Here is a 26,601-nt window from a genome sequence, read left to right as displayed (position 1 = left end):
TCACTCCATACCCAGCTTAATGCTATTTACTCTCATTAAGCCTCTTAACTTTTAAGTTACCTTTAGTTATTATGTACTACTTTAATGGCTTTTTTGATCTGTGACAGTTGAGGGTGCGGAATGTGGGTTATATCATTGCTCAGTTTATGACAACTCTGATTTTTCCCTTCCTCCTCTTTGCGCCTTTGCTCCTTAGCGTCTTTGCGCGAAACAAAAAAAACGGCAGAGAACCAACATCCTCCACCGTTTTTTTATTATTGAAAAAATCCTAACTACAACTCAACACCAGGAGTCAACAACTCCCGACTTTCTCTAGCTGTAACTTGGACAACACCATTTTCATCCACATCAACGTAAGCAATATCACCGTCTTTGATGCGTCCAGACAGAATTTCTTCCGCCAAACTATCTTCCAACAAGCGCATAATTGCTCGCCGTAATGGCCTTGCACCGTAGCTGGGGCTGTAACCTTCTTGAATCAAGCGGTCCTTGAAGCGATCGCTCACTTCTAAAGTAATGCCTTTTTCTGTCAACCGACCAAACACTTCTTTGAGCATAATGTCGGCGATTTCAGTCACTTCAGCTTTATTCAACTGACGGAAGACGATAATTTCATCCAAACGGTTCAAGAACTCAGGACGGAAGTATTGTTTCAGTTCCTCATTCACCAAAGAACGAATCCGGTTGTATTGAGATTCAGTTTGATCCTCAGCAAACTCGAAACCAATACCGCTACCGCCTTTCTCAATTACCTTAGAACCAATGTTAGAAGTTAAAATTAACAAAGTGTTCTTAAAGTCTACCGTGCGTCCTTTAGCATCAGTCAAACGACCATCTTCTAAAATTTGCAGCAGCATATTGAATACATCGGGGTGTGCTTTTTCGATTTCGTCAAACAGCACCACAGTGTAAGGACGACGACGTACAGCTTCTGTTAACTGACCACCTTCGTTATAACCAACGTAACCTGGAGGTGAACCAATCAATTTACTGACGGTGTGACGCTCCATGTACTCGGACATATCTAAGCGAATCATTGCTTCTTCTGAACCGAAGAAGTAAGAAGCCAAGGATTTAGCTAACTCAGTTTTACCTACCCCAGTCGGACCAGAGAATACAAAACTCGCAATGGGGCGGTTAGGATTCTTCAAGCCCACACGAGCGCGACGAATCGCACGGGAAACCGCTTTCACCGCATCATCTTGACCGATGAGGCGCTGATGTAAGGTGTCTTCCATGTGCAGCAACTTCTCAGATTCAGACTCAGTGAGTTTATTCACTGGTACACCAGTCCAAGAAGCAACGATATGGGCGATGTCTTCTTCTGTCACTACAGGTTCAACACCATCACCACCGGCTGCATTGGTTTTGTTTTGAGCAATGGAGCGAATTTCCGCTTTAATTTCCATTTCTCTGTCGCGCAGTTCTCCAGCACGGTCAAAGTCTTGAGAACGAACAGCATCATCTTTTTCTTTTAAGATTTGCCGCAGTTCCTTGTCTAATTCCTTCGCTGCTGGGGGTAGCTGGGAATTAATCAAACGGACGCGAGAACCAGCTTCATCAATTAAGTCAATGGCTTTATCTGGAAGGTAGCGATCGCTAATATATCTATCAGACAACTTCGCCGCTGCCACTAAAGCCTCATCGGAGATTTTTAACTTGTGGTGCGCTTCATAGCGATCGCGCAAACCATATAAAATTTCTATTGTTTCATCAACGGTCGGTTCACCAACCATCACAGGCTGAAAACGTCTTTCCAACGCTGCATCCCGTTCAATGTGCTTGCGGTACTCATCCAAAGTAGTTGCGCCGATACACTGCAACTCACCCCGTGCCAAAGCTGGCTTGAGGATATTCGCTGCATCAATCGCCCCTTCAGCAGCACCAGCACCGATTAAAGTATGAACCTCGTCAATTACCAGGATGACATTACCCGCTTGACGGATCTCATCCATGATTTTCTTTAGACGTTCTTCAAATTCACCCCGGTACTTAGTTCCTGCAACCAGTAAACCAATATCCAGAGTTACCACCCGTTTATCTTCCAGAATATCCGGGATATCTTTGTTAGCGATGCGACTGGCTAAACCTTCAGCAATGGCTGTTTTACCCACCCCAGGTTCACCAATCAGCACTGGATTATTTTTAGTCCGGCGACCCAAAATTTGAATCACACGCTCGATTTCCTTGGCGCGTCCCACCACAGGATCGAGTTTGTTATCCACAGCCATTTGGGTCAAATTCGAGCCAAATTCATCCAAAGTAGGGGTTTTTGTGCGACCCGAAGAACCGCCAGGAGTCACTTCCGCAGTTTCTCCCAACATCCTAATCACTTGGGTTCTCACCTTAGACAAATCTACACCCAGGTTTTCTAGCACCCTGGCTGCTACGCCTTCCCCTTCACGGATGAGACCCAACAGCAGATGCTCGGTGCCAATGTAGTTATGCCCTAGTTGGCGTGCTTCTTCCAAGGATAGTTCTAAAACCCGCTTTGCCCGTGGCGTAAACGGAATTTCCACAGCCACAAAGCCGGAACCCCGACCTATGATTTTTTCAACTTCAATCCGGGCATCTTTAAGATTGACACCCATTGACTTTAGCACCTTGGCTGCCACCCCCGTGCCTTCCCCGATCAGACCCAGGAGGATCTGCTCAGTTCCCACAAAGTTGTGACCTAAACGGCGGGCCTCTTCTTGGGCCAGCATGATTACCTTAATGGCTTTTTCTGTGAAGCGTTCAAACATGGCATTTTTCCCATCACCTGCGTCGTGCCGGTATGCTGATTTTAGCACAGGCTAAAATTTTGGATATCTCTATCAAAAAAATAGATACCCCCCAGCCATCACACAAGTTGATGGGTTCATTCATTAATTTTTATTACTTTTTCTATCGCTAGTCTGGTGAGGAGATTGAATTTACTAGCCTTCCTGGAAATTACGACTAACAAGACACTACTAATTTTTAGATTTTGTTAATCTATTCCCAAACAAACTTAATTATCATATACAATGGTACATTGTCAATACAAAAGTTTTTAATATAATAAATTTTTATTAAATAAAAATATTTATTTTGAAATATTGATAAATTGGGCATTGGGAGAGGCAGGAGGCAGAAGGTAAATATTTCTCCCTATTTCCTATCCCCTTATTACTGTCCCCAGTCACCTATTCAGTTAAACTCCAAGAAGATTTGGCTAGGCGATCGCTAATCATCACTTCCCAATCATCCAAATTTTTGAGAAAACTGGGCTGTTGTAGGTTAGAAGTCCACAAAATTAAAGCATCTTCATTATTATCTTGGTAATAGCGTGGTCTTTTACCAGCAGTCTTAAAGCCAAATTTTTCATAAAGCGAAATTGCCTTTTCATTAGAAACCCGAACTTCCAATGTTGCCCTTTCTAAACCGCGATCGCTTGCTGTTTTGAGTAGAGCATACAACAAAGCCTGTCCTAAACCTTGACCCTGATATTCAGGATGAACCGCCAAAATTGTAATATGCGCTTCTTCTAAAATTGACCAAAAACAACCCATTCCCAACAAACCACAACTAGAAAATGGGGCAAATAAACCTAAAAAATGACTATTAGGACTTTCCAGTTCTCGACGGTAGCCCTCCATAGTCCACAACCCATCAAAACAGGCTTTATCAAGTTCTAGTAGTTCACTTAAATTCTCTGAAGTTAAGGATTGAATTTTTAAATCTAATAGTTTCACGATGAAGGGAACAGGGAACAGGGAACAGGGAAAGCAGGGGAAGCAGGGAAAGCAGGGGAAGCAGGGAAAGCAGGGGAAGCAGGGGAAGCAGGGGAAGCAGGGGAAGCAGGGGAAGCAGGGGAAGCAGGGGAAGCAGGGGAAGCAGGGGAAGAAGCAGGGGGAAATTATTTTTATTTTCCCAGTCACCAGTCACCAGTCACCAGTCACCAGTCACCAGTCACCAGTCACCAGTCACCAATCACCAATAAAGCAGTAAACTGAAAATCGGGATATTAACTCACGCTCGTAATTTTAACAAGGACAAATTCTAATTTAGTTATGGTATCGACTCACCCCGTCAAGGTTCAACCTTCTGGCAATCAATATCTATCTCCCAGCCAAGATAGTACAAATATTTCTCCTAATCAACAACTCCTACCCTTGACTGCTAGAGTTAATCGTGATGATTTTCTAGAAATCGGTGGGTGTGATGTCACAAAGCTAGTTCAGCAGTTTGGTTCACCTTTATATATTTTGGATGAAACAACCTTGCGGACAGCTTGCCAACAATACCGGGATACCTTTAAAAAATACTACAAAGGTGAATCTCAAGTATTGTACGCCTCTAAAGCATGGAATTGTTTAGCAGTTTGCGCCATTGTCGCTTCAGAAGGTTTAGGAATAGATGTAGTATCTGGTGGTGAACTTTACACAGCTTTAGAAGCTGGTGTGAGTCCAGAGAAAATCTACCTCCACGGAAATAATAAATCCCGTGATGAGCTAACTTTAGCCATTGAATCAGGTTGTACCATTGTTGTTGATAACTGGTATGAATTACATACTTTGGTAGAACTAGCAACCACAAATACAAATATCCGTATTATGTTACGGTTAACTCCGGGGATTGAATGTCATACCCATGAGTATATTCGCACCGGACACTTAGATAGTAAATTTGGGTTTGATCCTAATGATTTAGAAGAGGTATTTGCCTTTGTGAGCAAACAACACGCTTTAAACTGTGTGGGTGTACACGCTCATATTGGTTCGCAAATTTTTGAACGTCAACCCCATAGAGATTTGGCTGCTGTAATGGTACAGTGGTTGCGAGATGCAGCAAAATATAATTTAGAATTGACAGAGTTAAATGTCGGTGGTGGTTTAGGGATTAAGTACACCGAATCAGACGATCCCCCAAGCATTGAAGAATGGTCAAAGGCGATTTGTGAAGTAGTGCAAGAAGCTTGCGCTGCTGAAAACTTGCCCCTCCCCAAACTCCTGTGTGAACCAGGGCGATCGCTCATTGCCACAGCTTGCGTTACTGCCTACACTATTGGATCAGCTAAAACAATTCCTGATATTCGTACTTATGTGACAATTGATGGCGGAATGTCAGATAATCCCCGCCCCATCACCTATCAATCAGTTTATCGGACTGTTGTTGCTAACAAAATGTCCGCTCCTTTAACAGAAACAGTCACAGTAGCAGGTAAACACTGCGAATCAGGAGATATTCTGATTAAAAACGCCCCACTTCCCAAAACTGAACCAGGCGACGTTCTCGTAGTTATGGCAACTGGAGCATACAATTACAGTATGGCATCTAACTATAATCGTCTACCCCGACCAGCTGCTGTGTTAGTAGCTAACGGTGAAGCAAATTTAATTTTGCAAAGGGAAACCTATCAAGACATCATTCGCCAAGATTGCCTACCTGAAAAATTGAAATAGTTATTTTTTCTTGGTCATTGGTCATTAGCTAAGAATCATGACTAATGACTAATGACTAATGACTAATGACTAATGACTAATGACTAATGACTAATGACTATTAGAATCCAGATGTCATGAGAGATTGGTGGAAGCAATGGCTGACGACAAACCTGGGATGGTCACAGTCCTTGCTGCTTGGGACTCTGGATATTCTTTTAGTGCTGGCGTTGACATACATGATCCTGGTGATTATTAGTGAACGCCGGATACTATGGATGGTGCGAGGATTTATAATCTTGATGCTGGCCTCAGCATTGAGTGGGAATTTGGGACTACCTTTGCTCAATTTCGTTTTGGAAAAGTTGGTAATTGGTTGTGCTGTAGCTATGGCCGTAGCACTCCAGTCAGAGTTTCGCCGATTTTTGGAACAATTGGGACGGGGTGAGTTTCGGCAGTTGTTTCAACCTAACCGCTTGACAGTGCCTAAATCTGATAGCGTGATTGATGAAATTGTCGATGCTGTGAAAGAACTGTCAAAAAATCGGATTGGTGCTTTGCTGATTTTGGAAACTACCGGACCAATGGATGAGCGAGATTTTTCTGTACCTGGTGTAAAGTTAAATGCAGAGGTGTCTAAGGAACTGATACAGACAATTTTTCAGCCCAAAACTTTATTGCATGATGGGGCAACTTTGATCCGTGGTTCGCGGATTGTATCATCCGGTATAATTTTACCACTTTCAGGACGCACAGCCTCACGCCAGTTGGGTACACGCCATCGGGCAGCAATGGGAATTACCGAGCGTGTCGAAAATTGCATTTGTGTCGTTGTATCAGAAGAAACGGGTTCTATTTCCTTAGCTGAAAGGGGAACTTTATATAGACCACTGACGATTAGAAAGTTAAAAGAGTCTTTAGAGGAACGATTTTCGCCAACTGTAGACCGAGAAGCTGTAGCACCTGGTCTTTTCAGTTTAGGTCGTCAACTAGGTGGTCAAACATTAGCACTGGTTTCACGTTTACTTAGATTACCATCGACTGCTTCTCGCCAAAAAAATAAGACCGAAAAATGACTACACAACATACTGAACTGCAATATTTGCCTTCTGATTTAAAACGAGAATTACTCCCCCAGCACGTTGCGGTGATTATGGATGGCAATGGTCGATGGGCTAAACGTCAAGGTCTACCTCGAATTATGGGGCATAAGCGGGGAGTTGATGCCCTCAAGGATTTGTTACGCTGTTGTAAAGATTGGGGTATTAAAGCTCTCACTGCTTACGCTTTTTCTACGGAAAACTGGAAAAGACCACAGGAAGAAGTGGAGTTTTTAATGAGTCTTTTCCAAAGGGTTCTGCGTCAAGAACTGCGGGAAATGGTAGAAGAAAATGTGCAGATTCAGTTTGTGGGTAATTTACAAGCTTTACCAAAATCGCTACAAGAAGAAATTTCTCGCTCAATGGCAGAAACTAAGAATAATCAAAGTATTAAGTTTACAGTAGCTACTAATTATGGCGGTAGACAGGAGATTTTACAAGCTTGTCGAGCGATCGCCCAAAAAGTAGAGGAAGGTTTATTAAAACCAGATGAAATTTCTGAACAGTTATTTGAAAGTCATTTATATACAGCTGGTATCGCTGATCCAGATTTGCTAATCCGCACCAGTGGAGAAATGCGTTTATCTAATTTCTTACTTTGGCAAATGGCCTATGGTGAAATTTATATTACTGATACTCTCTGGCCAGATTTTGATAGAAAGGAATTTCACCGCGCTTTATGTGCTTATCAACAACGAGAACGGCGGTTTGGGAAGGTTTAGGAAGTAATGCTATATTCAATAGTAAGATTTGGGAGAAAAATTAAATATGACACTATCCCTCTATGATCAAGATATTTTACTCTGGGTTGAAGATACTGTTGCGAAGCTCAAAGCACGGGATTTTGAAACCTTGGATATTGAAAATCTGATTGAGGAAGTAGAGGCTTTGGGAACTTCGCAAAAAAGAGAACTATTGAGTCGTTTAATTGTATTACTAGAACATTTACTCAAGCGATTATATGTTGACTTAACCTACGATTATAATGGGTGGGAACGCACAATTCGGACTCAACGAACTGAACTTGATGTATTAATTACCCAAGTACCCAGTCTCAAGTCTCTATGGGATACGAGTTTTCAGGAAGCTTGGCGACGAAGTTTAACTAATGTCAGGAGTGAGTATAAATCAGTCAATTTTCCTTCGGAATGGCCGTATTCATCGGAGTTAGAAATACTCCTAAATTCTAACTTTTGGGAGAATAATTAGGGGTTGCTGAGAAAGTCTTTTCGTGAGGGCATAGGAGTCAGGAGTCAGGAGTCAGGAGTCAGGAGTCAGGAGTCAGGAGGAGATTTCAAAATTTCTTTTCCATCTCTCGCACTCAACAAAAATGCAAGGTTTTTGAAGCTATAAGTGGAAAAATAGAGCATTTTGAGGGTGAAATTTCCCAAAATTTGTTACTAACAGATAGCCCAAACTCTTGCCTTTTGCCTCTTGCCTCTTGCCTTCTTTGTAGGATATAAAAACGATGCTGGAATTGGACTTATGGACCAGAAAAAACTGCTGCTTGAATATCTTCCCGACTGAGAGAATATTTAAAGGAACGTTGGATATCTTGACCATTTTCTCCAGCGTTAATATATCTCACGGTGATTTGTTCAATATCTAACCATAGATCCGCTTGCCAAGTTGGTTTTTGCACGCGCCAACAATGTAACTCGGTGTCATCTTGTTGACAACCTTGCTCTTTTAGCCATTTTTCAATTTGTGGGAGGGGATGGTTATACAGTGGTGTGTTGGCGGGAAGCATAAGCAATTAAAAAAAATTAAAAATTAAAAATTAAAAATTAAAAATTAAAAAAATTCGGCTGGTTGAGGGTTGTGATTTTGGAACATGGAAACTAGATGTTGAGTGGTTGGGGTGGGTTGGGTAAGTTGGGTTTGTAAGGGTTCACCACGCAAAGCAGCAATGGCGATCGCCAATACTAAACAACCAACAAAGGTTAATCCTAAAACAAATAATACAAAGATTTCACCCGATGATAAAGGGCGATCGCTTGCATCCAAGTACATTGATTTAGAATAATCATGGGGTTTATGGGTTGGATGGTTTAAATCTGTTGGTATTTGAATTACCCCAAATCGAGAATAACCAATCTTTAAATCATAACTTAAACGGCGCTCTGGATGACTGAGAGTAGCGTAAGCTTCGTTAATTTCCTGAAATTTGGCAGTAGCAACATGATCAGGTAATTCTGTTGTATCTGGATGATACTGTTTACTTAGTTCCCGATAAGCGCGACGTATATCTATGACTGACGCTGAGGGATGCAGTCCCAAGAGGGTGTAATATGTTGTAGTGTTACTGCTTTGTGCCTGTGTCCCAGTTTGACTCACGGTTTTGATTCACTTTGATCACATCTGTTCTTATATTTTAAATTATGACTACTTTTCCCGTCCTAGTGAGGTGCGGGAATTTAGCATTAAACGCAGATAAACGCAGATAAACGCAGATAATTTTTTCCTGATGATGAGAAAACACTATCACAAATCTGCTATTAATATAGCAATCCTGGGTCATTCTTGAGAAATACACTCATAATATGCCCTCACTAATTAATTTCAGTAAGCATTCAGCCATCAGCCGTCAGCCATCAGCTATGTACCTGAAATATGAAAATACAAATAATGAAAAAATTACCATTAAATCAAATCCGCCCTTGGTTTAAAACTTTCAATTTCCCGCAATTTTTCATACAGTTCCCTTTCTTCAGTAGTAATATTTTTCGGTGTGACTATTTGAATTTCTACTAATTGATCACCCCGTTTACCACCTTCTACGGGATAACCTTTATTAGCTAATCTAAATCTTTGACCGGATCTGACTGCGGGGGGAATAGTCATTTTCACAGGACCATCTAAAGTGGGTGCTTCCACCTGTCCACCTAAAACCGCTTCACTGGGAGTTACAGGAATTTGACAGAAAATATTTGCACCTTCTAGTTTAAACAATGGATGGGTTTCAACAGTAATTTTTAAGTATAAATCACCGCCGCCGATCCCTTGATTTCGCAAGCGGATAGTTTGACCCGTAACCATAGCAGGTGGCATAGTTACTTCGAGCGATCGCCCATCTTCTAAACGTATTCTTTCATTACCACCTTGATAAGCTTTTTCTAGAGGTAAAGTTAACCTCGCTTCAATATCTCTGCGAGTAGTACGGGGTGGTGTGTTAACTGTATAAGCAACTTTGGTTCTGGGAGTGCGAAACGGGTCGCTAGTAGTTGTACTATCAGTATTAGTTCTGGTATCTTTGCGACTGCTAACACCTATGACTGTATTAATAAAACTTTCAAAATCAGGAAACTCGCTGGGATCTACCTCTTGACTAGTACGGGTGTTGGTGCGACTATCTCCCCAACCCTTTGGTTTTGGTGACTGTTTGCTACCAGCAAAGCCTTTTTGTTTCCAGTAGCGGCTAAATTGATCATATTGCGATCGCCTACTCGGATCGGACAAAATTTCATAAGCCTCACCAATAGTCTTAAATTTTTCTTCTGCTTCCTTGTCACCAGGATTAAGATCAGGGTGATATTGCCTTGCTAACCTGCGATAAACCTTTTTAATTTCTTCGCTAGAGGCTTCTTTTGTGACTCCCAAAATCTCGTAATAATCGCGGAAATTTTGCAAGTTTTGCATAGTCAGTTATCAGTTATTAGTTATCAGTGGGAACAGGGAACAGGGAATAGGGAACAGGGAACAGGGAATAGGAAGAGACAAAAGTTACAATTTTCATTTCTCCTGCCTTCTGACTTCTGCCTTCTGCCTCCTGACTCCTGAATCTAAAATTTACAGCCAATCATCGTCATCATCCCAATTATCCTGGTAGCTGGGACGACTGGGACGGGGGGGAGGACTGTTATCATAAGAGGAAGAACGATTTTCTCGACCATAGTCTCTTCCATATTCCCTGCCATTGCCTCTACCATTGCCTCTACCATAGTCTCTGTTATAAGAATCCCGTTCTCGATAGGTTTCTCTGGGAGAATAATCCCGTTCCCGTTCTTTATCACCTGTGAAGATTTCCCGAATCGCACCAAATAAATCTTCGTCTTCATCTTCAGCATAATACTCACGGACTTCTCGATTTAGCTCATAGAGAGCATCTTGCAAGTCTGAGTAAGCCTGATCAATGCCCCGATCATCATCATCTTTTAAACTTTCTCGCAGTTCCCGGCAAATATTGTCAATGCGTTGACGACGGTTGCGGGCAAACTGCATCCCCATTTCTAAGGCTACTTCCCGCAGTTGTCTTTCTGCTTGTAAAATCAAAGCTTCGGAACGAGTCCGTTTTTCTACTCTTTCTTTCCGTTCCCGGTCAATATCAGCATATTTCTGAGCATCTTGAATCATTTTGTTAATTTCTGATTCACTCAAAGTAGAAGCACCTTGAATAGTAATACTCTGTTCTCGTCCAGTTGTCCGATCTAATGCCATTACCTGTAAAATACCGTTGGCATCTATATCAAAAGCTACTTGAATTTGCGGTATACCTCTAGGTGCTGGGGGAATACCATACAGTTTGAAACGTCCCAAGGATTTGTTATCTGCTGCCATTTCCCTTTCCCCTTGGACTACGTGAATTTCTACACTGTTTTGGTTATTTTCCGATGTAGAAAAAATATCAGATCGTCTAACGGGGATGGTGGTATTGCGGGGAATGAGTTTTTTCATCACACCACCTATGGTTTCTAAACCCAAGGATAAGGGTGTGACATCTAATAACAGGACATCCTTTGTTTCTCCTGCCAGAATACCTGCTTGAATAGCTGCACCTACGGCTACCACTTCATCAGGGTTGACGTTTTCGCTGGCTTCAATGCCAATTAAATCCTGTACTAGCTGTTTCACCATTGGCATTCTGGTTGAACCACCTACTAATACAACTTCTTCAATATCTACAGGTGATAGTCCGGCATCTTTTAACGCCCGTTTGACTGGGTTACGAATACGACTGATTAAGTCAGCACATAAACCTTCAAACTGGGAACGGGTGAGGCGAGTTTCTAAATGTTTGGGTCCGTCCTCGGTAGCGGTGATAAAGGGTAGGTTAATATCGGTAACGCTGACGGCAGAAAGTTCAATTTTGGCTTTTTCTGCGGCTTCCATTAACCGTTGTAAAGCTTGGCGATCGCGTCTTAAATCTACTCCTTCTGCTTCTAAAAACTGCTCCGCTAACCAATCAACTATTTTTTTGTCAAAATCATTACCACCTAACTGAGTATCTCCACTGGTGGCTTTAACTTCAAAAACGCCGTCACCTACTTCTAGAATGGAAACATCAAAAGTACCACCACCCAAGTCAAAAACCAGGATGGTTTCTACTTCACCTCTTTCTAATCCGTAGGCTAGGGAAGCGGCGGTAGGTTCATTAAGAATACGTAGCACTTCTAAACCTGCGATTCTGCCAGCATCGCGGGTAGCTTGACGTTGAGAATCATTAAAATAAGCAGGTACCGTAATTACAGCCCCTGTAACAGGTTCACCCAAATAACGACTAGCGTCAGCCGCCAATTTCTTCAGCACCATTGCTGAAATTTCTTCCGGGGCAAATTCTTTATTTAATCGCGGACAGGCAACTTTAATACTGCCCATTTCATCCTTACGAATGGTGTAGGGTACGCGCTTGGAATCCGGATTAAGTTCAGCATACCTGCGCCCAAGGAAGCGTTTAACTGCAAAAAAAGTATTTTGGGGATTCAGCACAGTTTGCCGTCTGGCCATTTGCCCTACCACCCTTTCGCCTTCCTTGCTGAAGCCGACAACAGAAGGGGTGGTTCGCATACCTTCAGCATTGGCAATCACCACCGGCTTGCCACCCTCCATCACGGCGACTACTGAGTTGGTTGTACCCAAGTCGATGCCGACTACCTTGCCCATGCGTTACTCTTCTCCTGCTGCGTGTTTGACTACATCTATATATTATGATTGGGAGGCATATTTTCCGCTTGCAACCAGATGTTAAAAACCGCCCAATGGTATAATTATCATCATTAATTCCATAAATTCAATAATTTAGATAATTTAGAGAAATTGTAGCTTAACCTGTCACTTGCTAAACATAGGATAGCATTTGCAGAAAGGGAACAGGGAACAGGGAACAGGGAACAGGGAACAGAAGGCAAAAGGCAAAAGGCAAAAGGCACTCATACAAAATTAATAATTTTCTTTCCCAATCACCAATCACCAGTCACCAATCACCAATCACCATCTTGACTTTAAAACAAAGATTGCAAAATCATCTCCAAGAAATTGCACGGGAACGCGATCCTTATATGGCCAGTGCGGGACATTTCTTTGTTCAAGAATACATCCGCAACGAATTAGGACAATGGGGAAGTGTGGAAATCCACACCTTTAAAGTGGGGAGTAAAAGTTGTAATAACCTGATTTTAAATTTACCTGCTCAAGAGAAAAGACAAAAGCTTGATTTTCCTCCGATTTTGGTGGGCGCTCATTATGATGGTGTACCTGGTACTGTAGCCGCTGATGATAATGCTACTGGGGTGGCAGTTTTGTTAGAATTTGCCAGAATTTTTACCCAAGCACCTGCTAGATATCCTTTGCGCTTGGTTGCTTTTGATATGGAAGAATATGGTTTGTTAGGTAGTGCTGACTATGCAGCTTTATTACACCAACAAAAGCAACGTCTACGTTTAATGATTTCTTTGGAAATGTTAGGATATCGGGATTGCAGACCTGGTTCGCAAAGATATCCAGCTTTTTTAGATAGATTGTACCCCAATACTGGAGATTTTATTGGTTTAATTGGCAATTTACGGACTTTAGGAGATTTAGTCAATATCCGTAGTGCTATTAGTAAATCGGGTTTACCTTGTCAGTTACTACCAGTACCAAATCGGGGTTTATTAGTTCCCCAAACTCGACTAAGTGATCATGCACCTTTTTGGGATCAAGGTTATCCAGCAATTATGGTGACAGATACGGCATTTATGCGAAATCCTAATTATCACAAACCGAGTGATACTATTGCTAGTTTGGATTTAGATTTTCTTGTTGGTGTTTGTGAAGGTTTGGAAAGCGGTATTAGGTGTTTGTAAATTTGAATAAAAGTTTAAACAGAAAAATAGCCGATTTCTTTTGGAAAATTTACAGCCAAAGCCTGGTATATTATTAGATCCTTTTTCAGGAAGGCGATCTGGTTTATAGTGAAAAATAGGGAACATCCCAATTTTTAGAAAATAACCCCAGCAACACCAAAAACTCTATTTTTCTCTCTTCCCTTCGTGTCCTTTTTGTCCTACCTTGCGGGAACACTTCAGTTAAGGTGGTTTGTTCATTTCACGTCTTTAAATCAAGCAAAAAATAAACTTATATATTTGGGATACTCCTGAAAAATATCCCCGAATTCTTCACAAAATTGAACTTTATTAACGTGATTGAAAGGCTAATTCTGCATCACCTAACCACAATTTCAAATTATTACCTTTTACTTCTGTCTTTTACTTACGCCTACAGAATGAATTAGAGTTTTCGAGTTATTCTTAATAATTGATGAAAAAACGTACTTCTGTAAATTATGGCTGAACTACCCAAAACCCTAGAAGATGCGATCGCTCAATCTCGTGAAGCGGTAAAATCGGCTTTAGCTGATGGTATCACTCGCATTCAAGTTGAGTTACTGTTCCCAGAACTCAAATTTATGCCAGTTGCAGAACAATTTCTCCCTGTATTCGCTGAATATGAATCTGGTCTTAAAGTCTTCTTTGCAGATGCTGGTGCAGCCGCTTTAGCCTGTCGAGACTGGGCAGATGTACCATTTAAAATTTTAGATATCGGTACAGGAAGAACTGCTTCCCTAGAAGCAAAAATTCAGCCAGAGGATGAAATTTTCCTGTTTATCGCCCCTACTTCCGTAGAAGTACCCCAACTAGAAAAACTTTGTGAATTAATTGGTGAACGCCCCTTTGTCATGTTAAACCCCCGTCTGGAAGACTCCGGTACAGTGGGTATAGGTTATGCAGCGCGAGAAACCCGCAAACGTTTCATTAGTACCATTGAATCTTGCTATTATCTGCGTCCTGTCGATGATGAAAGCGCCCTTATGCGCTGCTATCCTGGAGATTGGGAAGTGTGGTTAGAAACCGCAGGCGAATATCAAAAAATAGCTGAATTACCTAAAAAACCATCAGGTGATGAAATAGACATGATCCTGATGAAAGAACAACCACAAACCACTGACGGAACACCCGCGAAAAAACCCAGTGTGTTTAAGAGTTTGCAGCGGTTTATCAAGGCGTTGAGTAGTTAGGTTTCCGCCAATTTACAACTTAATGTAGAGATGTGGTATTCACAGATGTTGTATACAGCCTCTCTACACAGGTTATTGGTTTATAAATATAAAATCAGCATAGTAAATTAGCATAGTAAATAATATTATGTCTGCCCAATCACTTACCATGTAGGTGTTCCATTACCAATTACCAATTAACAATTGCCAATTACCAATTACCAATTACCAATTACCAGCCTCCACAGATATGATAAGTGTTCAACCGGACATTATATAACTATTTACAGGGCAAAAATATGATATAAAGCTACCAAAAAACAATTAAAAAACCATTGACAAATTATCAAAATTATTCTAATCTTTATCTTATAATTGAAATCTATTCGCCCATATATAACCCTTTTTGATTACTGCTGATAAATAAATAAGTGATAACTAATAACTAATTAAATATTGGGGCTGAATTTGGAAAAAATGCTATCTTCCCCTCAGCCATGCAAATTTGCCAAAATCCCAATTGTTCCAACCCCTTCAACCCCAACTACAGTAAGTTTTGCATCGTTTGTGGACATGATAAATTTGGTGAAATCCTCAGAAACCGTTACCGTGTTTTGCGGTTATTAGGTGAAGGTGGGTTTAGCAAAACTTACGCAGCAGAAGATGTAGACAGACTAGACGCACCTTGCGTTATTAAGCAATTTTTCCCCCAAGTGCAGGGAACAGGACAACGAGCAAAAGCCGCAGAATTTTTCAAAGAAGAGGCTTTTCGGTTGTATGAACTAGGAGAAAACCATCCGCAAATTCCCCGTTTATTAGCTTACTTTGAACAAGGTTCAAGTTTGTATTTAGTGCAGGAATTTATTATTGGGAAAACACTCCTAGAAGAAGTCAAAGAAAAGACGTATACTGAGAAAGAAGTGCGTCAACTGCTAATAGACTTATTACCAGTTATTGATTTTATTCACAAAAAAAACGTTATCCATCGGGATATTAAACCAGAGAATATTATTAGAAGAAATGCAGACCAAAAACCTGTATTAATTGACTTTGGTGGTGCAAAACAAGTCACCCAAACAAGTATAGCTAGACAAGCAACAGCTATTTATACATTAGGATATGCACCCACAGAACAAATGGCAGGTTTTGCTTGTCATGGAAGTGACTTATATGCTTTGGGTGTAACTTGTGTGAGGTTATTAACTCAAGATTTACCCATGCAACATACCTATGGATTGAAAGATCCTCTGTATGATCCGATGAATGCAAAATGGTTATGGAAACAACGTTTACAAGAAAAAGGGATTACTATTAGTGAAGAATTAACATACATTTTAGATCATTTGCTACAACATTTTCCTAGTGATAGATATCAGTCAGCAATAGAAGTGTTACATGATTTAAAACATGATTTCCCAAATTATTTCCCCAATTATTTAAACATCGAATCATCAACACCGATAGAGTTAAAATTTGCCCCTATTATCGAAACACCTACAAAACAACAAAAAATTATTGTTCCTGTTCCAGATTTAGAAACATTTGATTTTGAGATTATTACTGTAGATACAGGAGGGAGAGAACTTTACCGAGACAGAGGAAAGTCCCAATTTTTCGCAGAAGAATTGAATAGAAACGTCACTTTAGAAATGGTATCAATTCCTGGTGGTAGTTTTTTAATGGGTTCACCAGAATTTGAAGGTAATGCGGATGAACATCCCCAACATCCAGTGAAAATAGAACCTTTTTATATAGGGAAATATCCCATTACTCAAGCACAATGGAAAGCGGTAGCAGCATTACCCAAAGTTACTCAAGATTTAAATCCCAACCCAGCAAAATTTAAAGGTGCAAATTTACCGATAGAAAACGTTTCTTGGTATGAAGCAATAGAATTTTGTTTGCGGTTGTCGCTGAAAACAGGAAGAAATTATCGTTTACCGAGTGAAGCAGAATGGGAGTACGCTTGTCGTGCAGGAACTACCACATCTTTTCATTTTGGGGAAACAGTAACTTCTGATTTAATTAATTGTAACGGTAGTGAAATTTATGCAATTGAACCCAAAAGTAATTTCTACAACAAAATAACAGATGTAGGCAGTTTGGATATAGCAAATGCCTTTGGGTTGTATGATATGCACGGGTTAGTTTGGGAATGGTGTGCAGATCCTTGGCATAATAATTATCATGGCGCACCTGTTAATGGTAGTGTGTGGGATGTTGGTGGTGATATCCATCGTCGGGTTTTGCGTGGTGGTGCTTGGAATTTCAGCGCGGAACTATGTCGCAGTGCTAGTCGCAGTTGGAATGAAGCGGAAAGTGGTTTAAGAATGTCGGGTTTTCGGGTGGTGTTTTCCGCTGAAGTTTAAATGTCAACAATAATGAGATAGGGGTTTAGCATTGCTAAACCCCTACATTTTACTTTGTGAGTATAGGTTGACTAAACCAGCTTTAAATCAGGATATTCAGCAAACAAATCATCAGAAGTCAAAGTATCACCTTCTGCTTGGGGAGTCCACAACACTTCAATAGCTAAAACTTGCTCACCGGGAAGACTACCAACTTGTCGTAAAGCTTGACGTAAGTCGTCGGCGCTATTAATTTGGGGAATGTCCCATTTACCCAAGGTTGCAGCTAATAAGGTGACAATAATATACTCTCCTGGACCTTCACTAATTAAACGGGTAGGGTTATCCACATCACCGGGTAATTCTTTAGCCAAAACAGATTTTAACTGATTGTTGACATTAGAAAGAGTTTCTTCGCTAAATTTGCTACGTTCAGCCAAGGATAAACGGTTAAATTGAGATTCAGCCGCGTTTAACTTAGCTTGTTGTGTACCACCACCAGCATAAACCCAATATTCAGGATGACGCAGCAAAGCTAAACTTGCTTCTTGTAAAATTTCTGCTCTTCCTTCTGGAGTGTTGGTATCAGCTTTTTCAGCTATTTGGTTAAGTTCGCTTTGTAAACCTCTAGCTTGTGCTAATAAACCAACTTGTAACCGAGTGATAGAAACATTGGGGTTACTGCTATAAGTTACTTCTTCAGTATCTCCACTGGTGACACGACGGAAAGTTTGGACTAAAAAGTTAGCGATCGCAAAGAAAATCAAAATTGTGAACAGTCCACCAAAACCACCACCAATACCCCAAAAAGGTATCAGGAAAGGAAAACCAAAACCACCACCAGGATAATATCCCCCACCACCAGGAGGTGAGTATGTACGAGGTGTGTAAGTCCTGCTTGATGGCATTCTAAACGAACCGCCGCCAATACGTCCACCACTGCGTGCAGCTAAAGCACCATCAGCATTACCCAATGCTAAAGCCAAAACCAGACCCAGGACAAAAGAAATTTTTAACAGGGGTTTGAGGATTCGTTGTAATTTTTTTTGCATAAACAAGCTACCAAAAAACAATATTTTTAAGATTTTTCTCCTATTGCTAGGATTCAGACAAGGTAGAACATAATCACCACAATCTGCCGCAGGGATTGTCAGCCATATCTTTAATCTACCGTGAATGCACACTACTTGGCAGGGAAGACAGCGAAGATTCCTTGGTTGATAACCGTACCGCAAAATATCTGTACCAGTGTAAAACTTTGGAATCAATTAATTATTACCTTCTCTGGAGCATGACATACTTAACAGCAATAATTTTAACTTAGGTATAACAACCTCTCGGTTAAATTATTTTTGATAGTGAATAAATTTTTTCCGGATCAAGAACCTATTTTCAGCACATATTGGTAAGGAGGTTTAAGTAATCAGTTATCAGTAATTAGCTATCAGTAATCAGCTATTACCTTGAGAAAGCTTGGTAAAATTACACCAGTATTAATCAAAGCAAATGACAACCTATTTATTGATAGTTTTCGTTTTCATACTTATAATCTATCCAACACAATAAATAATAATATTAACTATGAGGAATTACAAAATATTATGTGATTTAAATCATCATTTTGATAGAAGAAGCATAATTCAAAGTATCATTTATTCATGACTTTTTGGCATTTTGGCATGAATTTTGGCAAAATTCAAGCTAATCTACTAAGTATCAGCTAGATTTAATTTTTCCAGCAGTCGCTATACAATTACTGGAGCATATCAACGAGCAACTCTAGCTTTATTTCATCGTGTCAAAATAATCATGTTAAAAATCCTCCTTTGGCAAGAAATTGGCAGACAAGAAACAAATGTTTGATACCAATTTGATACCAATTTTTTGAGCAAATGGGGATAATCAATATTGATTAAAAATTCTGGCATGAATATATTGAACCAAGTTTTGTAGCTACAATTTGCAAAATCAATCAGGAGCATCCCAATTTTGACCAAATGAACGCAGCAACACTAAAAAATCTCTCATAATCTCTTATCTTTGTGTCCTTTGCGTCCTTTGCGGTTCAATCATATCAAGTCTTGGAGCATTTTATTTCCCTAGATAAAAATAAATTTACACATTTGGGATGCTCCCAATCAATCTCTAAACACGATCAAGTTTACTTTACAGGAAGACAGATTGATAAGGCTATTTTCATATTAAAGTTTAAATACATTATTTAATTAGATGCTTTTAACCTTGTTCCCTGTTAAAAGTTCCCTACTGTAGTTTAAAAATTTGCAGCTTATTTATCAACCTGAATTATGGAACATATTTCACAACTAGGAACACAAATTAGGGAGAAAACTGCTTGTCCAGATATTTTAGTTATCTCCCGCATCTTTCATCCCCAAGAAGCTGTCATTGGAGAATATATTTATAATCGTTGTTTACAAGATCCAGACAGAGTAATTGTACTGGCTGCTGGTTGCTGTGGAGATAAAATATTTGATAAATCACAACAGTTTCCTGTTTATCGTTGGACTAACTTGAGTCTTTGGCTGAGTTTATTTGGTGGTAATTTTTTGAGCATTATAATTAAGCCATTATTCAATTTTTTTAACTTTGTTTGCTCATTATTACTAGCCATAAGATTATATTTTCGCTATCATTACCGTTACATCGAATGGTGTCACGGCTACGATTTTCCAGCTTTGTTATTACTCAGTTATATCTTACCGATTCGCTTTTTTATCTACCTCCACGGTAATGATTTGGTTGATATTGCCCGTCATCCTTTATGGCGATTTTTATTGAAAATTACCCTCGAAAGAGCCGAAGGAATTGTTTGTAACAATTCTTATATTAGAGAAACTTTAAGAAATATTTTTCGCTTAGATACTCCTACTCATGTCATTAACCCAATAGTAAGACTAGAAAAGTTTGGTACTCCTAGCAATCTCAGTCATCTGGATGATTTACGTATCCGCTTACGTCAAACTTACAACATTTCTGAAACAGCAATTGTCATTCTTTCTGTCGGTAAATTAATTAAAAATAAAAACTTTGACAAAGTAATAGATAACATTCCTTTACTATTAACTATTGGCATAGATGTTCATTACATAATTTGCGGAATAGGACTTTGTGAACAACAACTAAAATCCCAATGTCAGCGTTTGCGGGTGGATAAAAGAGTGCATTTTGCTGGGAATGTACCAGAACGGGAATTAGCCAATTATTATGCAGCCTGTGACATTTTCGCCATGCTAAATTTACAGGAAGACAAAGCCAGAAACATAGATAATTTTGATAATTTTGATAATTTTGATAATTTTGATAATTTTGATAATTTTGATAATTTTGATAATTTTGAAATAGTCCATTTAGAAGCAGGATACTTTGGTAAACCTGTAATCGCCTCTCGCTTAGGGAGTATTTTGGATGCAGTCCACCATGAAGAAAATGGCCTGTTGGTAGATCCCAATTCTGGTTATGAAGTTTTACAAGCTTTCAAAAGATTATGTCAAGACCAACAACTGCGGGAAAAACTCGGTCGTCAAGGACAAGAATTAGCCAAACGCAAAACCTATCACCGCTGGTTATATAATCCTGAATCTCGTTATTCTTGTCTATTGAATTAGATGACTGGGGACTGGGGACTGGGGACTGGGGACTGGGGACTGGGGACTGGGGACTGGGGACTGGGGACTGGGTAATCAATTTGATGTTTCCCAATCACCAATCAACTATCAACTATCAACTATCAACTATCAACTATCAACTATCAACTATCAACTATCAACTGTCACCTGTCACCTGTAAACTCTTCTATCCTCCACCGACGATGGTAACAACTTCTAGGCGATCGCCATCTTTAATTTGAGTTTCTGTCCAAAACTGACGGTGTAAAATTTCACCATTATATTCCACCGCTACCAAGCGGGGATTAAAACCCAACTGCTGAAGTAATTCTGGTAAAAGCGTTGGGGATAAACAACTGCGTGTTTCCCCGTTCACTTGTAAACTAATTTGATTAGACATAATTCGTAATTGGTAATTACGTTATTTATCTTCCCAGTCCCCAGTCACCAGTCACCAGTCACCAGTCCCCTACTTCCTATAAAGCTGAGAAATAAAATATTGTGTGACTAAAGTAGGTTGGTCAGCTTGCATGAGCGATCGCACCACAGCTACCCGTTGCGCTCCCGCATCCATGACATCATTAATATTACTGGCATCTATGCCCCCAATAGCAAACCAAGGAATTTGACAATTTTTAGCCGCATACCTCACATAATCTAAACCTGCTGCGGCTTTACCTGCTTTAGTCGGTGTTTCATATACAGGACCCACACCAATATAATCCGCACCTTCAGCAATTGCCCCTTGCATTTCTTTTTGATTTGTGGTAGAGCGACCGATCAACCGCTGGGGACCCAACAACTGACGGGCTACAGCAATAGGTATATCTTGTTGTCCCAAATGTACCCCATCTGCATCTACAGCCAAAGCCAAATCTATACGGTCATTAATGATAAACAAAGCGCCATAATCGTGACATAGCTGCCGTAGTTTTCTAGCTCTATCTAAACGAATCATATCATCAGCAGATTTTTCTCGATACTGTAGCAAAGTTAACCCGCCTTTGAGACAAGCTTCCACAATTTCCAACAAATTATCTACCGGGGATGTTACCAGATACAGACGCGATCGCCAAAGTAACTGATGACGTTGATAACCCATCAAAGTGCTTTCCAGGGTGTAAACCTGATAGCGCATTTGCTTAAAAGTTTTCCCCATTTCGGCATCATGAAGCTTGCCATATTCTTCCAAAACCCGCAAAGCTTCTTGGATACGGCAAAAATTAGCCTGTAACAAAGATGTAATTGAACTTCGTTGTTCTTCTTGGGGATGGGTTAAATCAGTACCAATATCACCTGGCGTATCTCGTGCTGCCCTGATTTGTGCAGTATGCCACTTAGAGACCTCTTGACGGAGGTGCTTACAGTCTTCAGCTAACTGGGCATCATTTAAACCAAAACGACACCATTCCTCAATAATTCGCAACCCTTCGCGGGCGCGATCCAAATTTGCGTCTAAAATGCGATAAACCACTTGTTGTATTTGTTGTGTTTGGCTGTGGGCTTCGACCATTAAAATAACCCTGCTTGTAGTCTCACAGAAACATCCAGCCTCTTAAATAATATCTGCATCTTTGCGGTTTTTTGTGAAAAATTGACTAAATTTACCCGGATCAAAAACAGGCACTGGGTGAAAATATGAGAATATTATGGACAAGACTGGTTGAGCGGATAAAAATCATTTGTGTGTTTTTCAGGAGTTATATAAAGTTTATGCCTCCCTTTCAACAGTTTCATAAGCGTCTACTAAATATCCCTTTACAAAAGCGGACTTGCTCCTACCTACTTAAACCTTCAGTTCTGCCCACCTCAATATTAAGTGTGAGCGTTGCTTTAGGAATAGGAAGTATAGCACTTTTAGACACAAATTTTAGCAGCGCCATTGCTCAGATTACCATCAGATCAGAACAGAAATTTAACGATGAGAGTACAATTTCTCAAGTTAACCTGCTGTTTGTCAACCCCAGTATCGGCAATGACCAAAATGGGAATGGTAGTCGAAACGCTCCTTTTGGGACAATTACTCAAGCTTTGCAACTAGCACAATCAAATACTGTGATTATGCTGGCTACTGGTACATACAGCGCCAACACAGGAGAAGTATTTCCCTTAATCATCAAACCAGGTGTAGCTATTCAAGGAAATATTGGTAAAAAAGGCAAAGAAGTAAATATTGTTGGTGGTGGTGACTATCTCAGTCGCAGCTTTGGCCGTCAAAACGTAGCCATTGTAGGTGCAAATCAATCCAGTTTAAGCGGTGTTACTGTCACCAACTCTAACAGCCGTGGTTATGGTTTATGGATTGAATCTGTTAATACGGTAGTTGAGGAAAACACCTTTACCAGCAATACCCAAGATGGAATTTCCATCACTGGTAATGCGACTCCCAGCATTCGCAAAAATTATTTTCAGGGTAATGGTGCTAATGGAATTACAATTTCTGGTGATGCCCGTCCTGAAATTAGGGAAAATCTCTTTCAAAGTACCGGTTTTGGGATTAACATTGCCCAAAATGCGGCTCCTGTAGTGGTTGGTAATCAGATTTTAGACAATAGATCAGGGATTGTAGTTCAAGCCAATACTAGCCCAGTTTTGCGGAATAATCTCATTCAAGGCAGTCAAGAAGATGGTTTAGTAGTCATTGCCCAAGCTACACCAGATTTAGGTAATAGCAGAGAACCGGGTGGTAATGAATTTAGAAATAATCGTCGTTATGATATTAACGCCAAAGCTGCTAAACAAGTAGTTTATGCTGCTGGCAATAACCTCAACAAAAATCGCATTAGCGGCAATGTAGATACTAGCGGCACAACAGCACCAATAGTCAGAAATTCTCCACCTACTTCTGTACCTGTAGAGGAAATAGCTACAGAACCAGAAATAGTTTTTGCTGCTGCCAACATTCCCCAAAAATTTAACCCATCTGGCGTGATTCTATCGAGTAGCGGAAATACACGCCCAAATAGTCAATTACCACAGCTACCAACTACCAATGTTAACGGACAGGGTTCTTTGCCCAGAAATAATTCCCAAAACACATCGGAATTAAATTATGTGCAGGTTGAACCAGGGGTTATTGAGTTTGTTGCACCTCAACTTATGAGAAATCAACAACCCGATAACCCAAAAACTATTAGTAATTCTAGAATAGCCACAGCACCCAGAAGCTATACAAATACTCGTCCGGGTGTACGTTATCGGGTTGTAGTGCCGGTTATCAGTGACTCACAACAGGAATTAGTGCGTTCAATAGTTCCTGATGCTTTTTCCAGAGTCTTACAAGGTCGCAGAGTCATGCAAGTGGGCGTTTTTAGCAGTCAAGATAGTGCTAATCAAATGGTTCAAACCTTGAGTAGCATGGGTTTGAGAGGCATTATTCAGCCTCTTAATTAGGGTTTGCTGAAAAAGTTATCTGTGAAGGCTATGTGACAGGTGCTACGCCACGGTGACAGTTTCAAGAGTTGGATAGGAACGATTTTTTCTTTAAGTAGGGGTTGCTGAGAAAGTCTTTCCGTGAGGGCATAGGAGTCAGGAGTCAGGAGTCAGGAGTCAGGAGAAGATTTGAAAATTTCTTTGCCATCTCTTGAAATCCCCAAAAATGCACACTTTTTCCGGTATACCCTTCAAAACCCTTGCACTTTTTTTCTGTTTATCAGCCTCTAACCTTTGATATATCAAGGTTTTAGGTTTATTCAGCAAACCCTAAGTAGGAATTAAGTGCAAGGTTTTTCAGTTGCCACCTCATAAAAGCTGGCACTTTTTGAAAGCACTTCGGCTTACTTCGACACCGCCCTTCGACACCGCCCTTCGACACCGCCCAGGACAGGCTCAGGACAGGCTCAGTACAAGTCGCTCAGTACAAGTCAAAATAGCTAAAACCCTTTACCTGTAAAGTTTTCGGATTTATATGGCTAACGCCACGCTACGCTATCAGCAAACCCTAATTAATTGGGCATTGGGCATTGGGCATTGGGTTATTAATCTTCCCCAGTCACCAATCACCAATCACCAATCACCAGTCCCCTAAATAGTAAATTCTGGCTGTTCGCTAGTCATGGCTTTGAGTTTAGATGTAAAGGAATCAGAGCGATCGCTCCTTTGGGGAGTAAATTGTCCAATTGGGGGATTATTGGCATTTGCTGGCATTAATTGGGGTAGTTCCTTAGGTGTAGATAAAGTTCCCTGAGTCATGAGCTTTTGACTCACAGATGCGGCTAACTGTCTCTTACTGGTATCCGCAGCAACTTTAAACGAGGGGGTTGTTAATGCTCGAACTTGTTGTTCTTGATCTCCTTGATATCCTGATGCAGTGTGACTCTCGATGTAATAATTACTAGATGAAGCAGGTAATTTTTGGGTCGTCTTGGCTGGGTGCATTGGCGTTGCTTGTGGTATGGCTGGTAAAACGGGTGCAGATGTTTTGGTTAGACTTTCTGGAAATTTGCTACAAATCATCCGTTCAAATTCCATGTTGAAATGATGAGACACCTGCCCACGCCTTTGCCAAAAGGTTAATATTTGTTGTACTGATATCGCTTTATAGCGTCCTTGATACAGAGCTTCAATAACTGCTAAATGTAGCCAATCAAGCGGGTAGTCTTTTCGCCAATGGTTAATTAACTCACTGGCACTATACCCATTGAGGTCAAAACTATAATGGACTAATAAGTTGGTGGCCAATTCGCCGCTGGTGTTTGGTGTTTTTGTTAGCATGGGTTGTTATTTCCAGGCAATAGGTATAAATATTTCACCCATCGCATCTAGCCTAACGTCTTTTTAGCTACATGAATTTTTTCCACAAGCCGCAAATTTGTTAGTTAGTGTCTTTTATTCTACTTGTCAATCGCTATTATGCAAATAAATGCTGGGAATAGGGAAAAATAATGGCTCTCCTAGAGGTTGTCTTAAAACTGAACTTTAGACTAAAAACACAAAATGACTCAGGGAAGCTGAGTTGAAAAAAAGCAAAGTAAAAAATTCAAAAAATGAGAAATCAAGCAGTTTTTGGCTGGGCTTTACGTGAAGGTAAAGTACGCTTTTTAACGATAGGATAGTGAATTCTACGTTGTCTGTTCTGTCCGGTCTTCCAGCCGGGAGATTTACCCCGTGGTTTTGGCGGTTGGGCAGGAGTGGAAACCCTGACTAAAATCCCAGGCATCGCTTGTGCAACCCTTCCAGGGGTAAGTTTAGTGATTTGTTTCTGCCACGGGAGAGGATGATCATTGACGATATCACGAGCCAGCTATAACTCCCAAGTGATGAGCGGCATTAAGTCACTCCATCGGTCACATTGTTGGGGAGTTGATAATTTTGGTAGCGTCCAATGCAAGCGTTGTTTAATAAACCGATACCAATGGTCAACAGCAAAGCGTCGCAAGTACAGTTTCCAAACTTCATTTAGAGGTGGCATTTCTTCACCGACAAAAGCCAACCACATTGGTTTAAGAACTCGTGGTGAACCATCAATTTGAAGTCTTTCCACCAGTATAATTGACATCGGATGGTGTGGAGAAAGACGAAAATGCTTTTTTGTCCACAGACGAATCCTCACCCTACCCAGTTTGTTATCTTCAAGTTCAATAGTTTGTTCTGGGTCAGACCAGGTACTTTCATCATTGAGTTTAAATTTATCACCATGTATTCTTGGTTTTCCCCGACCTGAATATTGTGGTGGTTCTCCCCATAAACACAGGTTGGAACGCAAGCGCATCAGTTTATCTGCATTAATCTCAGCCGTTTTGATTACGAATGGCGCACATCCGTATTCAATGTCCCATAGTGTGATTGGTCTTGATGGTAATTCTTGACATACCTGTTTTAACTGCCATACCGCCTTGTCTATAGGATTTTCCCAACTTGTAATTCTTTCAT

Annotated in this window: 23 protein-coding genes; 11 read left to right on the top strand and 12 right to left on the bottom strand. The window is 40.5% G+C overall.

Annotation, left to right across the window (positions count from 1 at the left end; translation table 11 throughout):
- Positions 1-272 precede the first annotated feature (272 nt).
- Together H6F45_RS23380 and rimI are read right to left on the bottom strand one after the other, a co-directional pair.
- A complete protein-coding gene (locus H6F45_RS23380) occupies positions 273-2,744 on the bottom strand; it encodes an ATP-dependent Clp protease ATP-binding subunit (protein ID WP_190348516.1) in 2,472 nt (823 codons plus the stop codon).
- A 423-nt stretch (positions 2,745-3,167) separates the two neighbouring features.
- Entirely contained in the window at positions 3,168-3,716 is a 549-nt protein-coding gene (gene rimI / locus H6F45_RS23375) for a ribosomal protein S18-alanine N-acetyltransferase (RefSeq protein WP_187041230.1), read from the bottom strand.
- Between the two features lies 1 nt (position 3,717).
- On the opposite strand from rimI, the gene H6F45_RS23370 reads away from it, so the two are divergent.
- The 6 genes from H6F45_RS23370 (at position 3,718) to H6F45_RS23345 (ending at position 7,858) form a co-directional block, all read left to right on the top strand.
- Positions 3,718-3,972 carry a hypothetical protein gene (locus H6F45_RS23370; protein ID WP_190348515.1) on the top strand — a complete coding sequence of 85 codons (255 nt, stop codon included), beginning with the start codon at positions 3,718-3,720 and terminating at the stop codon, positions 3,970-3,972.
- A gap of 62 nt (positions 3,973-4,034) precedes the next feature.
- Positions 4,035-5,426 (top strand): diaminopimelate decarboxylase, encoded by a 1,392-nt coding sequence (gene lysA, locus H6F45_RS23365; RefSeq protein ID WP_190348514.1) that lies wholly within the window; start codon positions 4,035-4,037, stop codon positions 5,424-5,426.
- A 116-nt stretch (positions 5,427-5,542) separates the two neighbouring features.
- A complete protein-coding gene (gene cdaA / locus H6F45_RS23360) occupies positions 5,543-6,481 on the top strand; it encodes a diadenylate cyclase CdaA (RefSeq protein WP_096571099.1) in 939 nt (312 codons plus the stop codon).
- Positions 6,478-7,227 (top strand): isoprenyl transferase, encoded by a 750-nt coding sequence (locus H6F45_RS23355; protein ID WP_190348513.1) that lies wholly within the window; start codon positions 6,478-6,480, stop codon positions 7,225-7,227. The genes cdaA and H6F45_RS23355 overlap by 4 nt, the downstream gene beginning before the upstream one ends.
- 46 nt (positions 7,228-7,273) lie before the next feature.
- Entirely contained in the window at positions 7,274-7,714 is a 441-nt protein-coding gene (locus tag H6F45_RS23350) for a DUF29 domain-containing protein (RefSeq protein ID WP_096571095.1), read from the top strand.
- A 3-nt stretch (positions 7,715-7,717) separates the two neighbouring features.
- Positions 7,718-7,858 carry a hypothetical protein gene (locus tag H6F45_RS23345; protein WP_190348512.1) on the top strand — a complete coding sequence of 47 codons (141 nt, stop codon included), beginning with the start codon at positions 7,718-7,720 and terminating at the stop codon, positions 7,856-7,858.
- A 130-nt stretch (positions 7,859-7,988) separates the two neighbouring features.
- Here the strand turns inward: H6F45_RS23345 and H6F45_RS23340 are convergent, their stop codons facing one another.
- From H6F45_RS23340 to dnaK, 4 genes are all read right to left on the bottom strand, one after another.
- Complete coding sequence (locus H6F45_RS23340; protein WP_228051906.1) at positions 7,989-8,261, bottom strand: DUF3143 domain-containing protein; 273 nt, start codon at positions 8,259-8,261, stop codon at positions 7,989-7,991.
- 38 nt (positions 8,262-8,299) lie between these two features.
- Entirely contained in the window at positions 8,300-8,842 is a 543-nt protein-coding gene (locus H6F45_RS23335; protein WP_096571091.1) for a J domain-containing protein, read from the bottom strand.
- Positions 8,843-9,148: 306 nt separating this feature from the next.
- A complete protein-coding gene (locus H6F45_RS23330) occupies positions 9,149-10,144 on the bottom strand; it encodes a J domain-containing protein (protein WP_190348511.1) in 996 nt (331 codons plus the stop codon).
- 150 nt (positions 10,145-10,294) lie between these two features.
- Entirely contained in the window at positions 10,295-12,385 is a 2,091-nt protein-coding gene (gene dnaK / locus H6F45_RS23325) for a molecular chaperone DnaK (protein ID WP_190348510.1), read from the bottom strand.
- A 332-nt stretch (positions 12,386-12,717) separates the two neighbouring features.
- Between dnaK and H6F45_RS23320 the strand changes: the two genes are divergently transcribed.
- The 3 genes from H6F45_RS23320 to H6F45_RS23310 all read left to right on the top strand — a co-directional run bounded on the left by H6F45_RS23320 (position 12,718) and on the right by H6F45_RS23310 (position 17,125).
- Complete coding sequence (locus tag H6F45_RS23320) at positions 12,718-13,566, top strand: M28 family peptidase (RefSeq protein ID WP_137667121.1); 849 nt, start codon at positions 12,718-12,720, stop codon at positions 13,564-13,566.
- Positions 13,567-14,045: 479 nt separating this feature from the next.
- A complete protein-coding gene (locus tag H6F45_RS23315; protein WP_096571084.1) occupies positions 14,046-14,777 on the top strand; it encodes a DUF1995 family protein in 732 nt (243 codons plus the stop codon).
- Between the two features lie 476 nt (positions 14,778-15,253).
- The gene (locus tag H6F45_RS23310) at positions 15,254-17,125 is read left to right on the top strand and encodes a bifunctional serine/threonine-protein kinase/formylglycine-generating enzyme family protein (RefSeq protein WP_137667113.1); all 1,872 of its coding nucleotides are present in this window, start codon (positions 15,254-15,256) and stop codon (positions 17,123-17,125) included.
- 71 nt (positions 17,126-17,196) lie between these two features.
- Here H6F45_RS23310 and H6F45_RS23305 read toward each other — a convergent pair whose 3' ends face one another.
- Positions 17,197-18,156, bottom strand: coding sequence for a DUF1517 domain-containing protein (locus H6F45_RS23305; protein ID WP_096571080.1), 960 nt, complete (start codon positions 18,154-18,156; stop codon positions 17,197-17,199).
- A 1,254-nt stretch (positions 18,157-19,410) separates the two neighbouring features.
- Here H6F45_RS23305 and H6F45_RS23300 point away from each other — a divergent pair.
- Entirely contained in the window at positions 19,411-20,730 is a 1,320-nt protein-coding gene (locus H6F45_RS23300) for a glycosyltransferase family 4 protein (RefSeq protein ID WP_190348509.1), read from the top strand.
- Between the two features lie 187 nt (positions 20,731-20,917).
- Here the strand turns inward: H6F45_RS23300 and thiS are convergent, their stop codons facing one another.
- Positions 20,918-21,130: a sulfur carrier protein ThiS gene (gene thiS / locus H6F45_RS23295; RefSeq protein WP_096571076.1), complete on the bottom strand. Its 213-nt coding sequence runs from the start codon at positions 21,128-21,130 to the stop codon at positions 20,918-20,920.
- Between the two features lie 69 nt (positions 21,131-21,199).
- Positions 21,200-22,243, bottom strand: a complete 1,044-nt coding sequence (locus H6F45_RS23290) for a thiamine phosphate synthase (protein WP_190348508.1) — start codon at positions 22,241-22,243, stop codon at positions 21,200-21,202.
- A gap of 200 nt (positions 22,244-22,443) precedes the next feature.
- Here H6F45_RS23290 and H6F45_RS23285 point away from each other — a divergent pair, with 200 nt between their 5' ends.
- Positions 22,444-24,123, top strand: coding sequence for a DUF1565 domain-containing protein (locus tag H6F45_RS23285; RefSeq protein WP_190348507.1), 1,680 nt, complete (start codon positions 22,444-22,446; stop codon positions 24,121-24,123).
- 630 nt (positions 24,124-24,753) lie between these two features.
- Here H6F45_RS23285 and H6F45_RS23280 read toward each other — a convergent pair.
- The 3 genes from H6F45_RS23280 to H6F45_RS23270 form a co-directional block, all read right to left on the bottom strand.
- Positions 24,754-25,443, bottom strand: a complete 690-nt coding sequence (locus tag H6F45_RS23280; RefSeq protein ID WP_190348506.1) for a hypothetical protein — start codon at positions 25,441-25,443, stop codon at positions 24,754-24,756.
- 280 nt (positions 25,444-25,723) lie between these two features.
- Complete coding sequence (locus H6F45_RS23275; protein WP_190348505.1) at positions 25,724-25,888, bottom strand: hypothetical protein; 165 nt, start codon at positions 25,886-25,888, stop codon at positions 25,724-25,726.
- 84 nt (positions 25,889-25,972) lie between these two features.
- Positions 25,973-26,601 (bottom strand): transposase (locus H6F45_RS23270; RefSeq protein WP_242052706.1); only part of this gene is annotated, 629 nt, incomplete at its 5' end.

The organism is Sphaerospermopsis sp. FACHB-1194 (assembly GCF_014696235.1).
Classification (GTDB): domain Bacteria; phylum Cyanobacteriota; class Cyanobacteriia; order Cyanobacteriales; family Nostocaceae; genus Sphaerospermopsis; species Sphaerospermopsis kisseleviana.
Note: the sequence above shows the minus strand (reverse complement) of the source record. Positions and strands in the feature narration are given on the sequence as shown.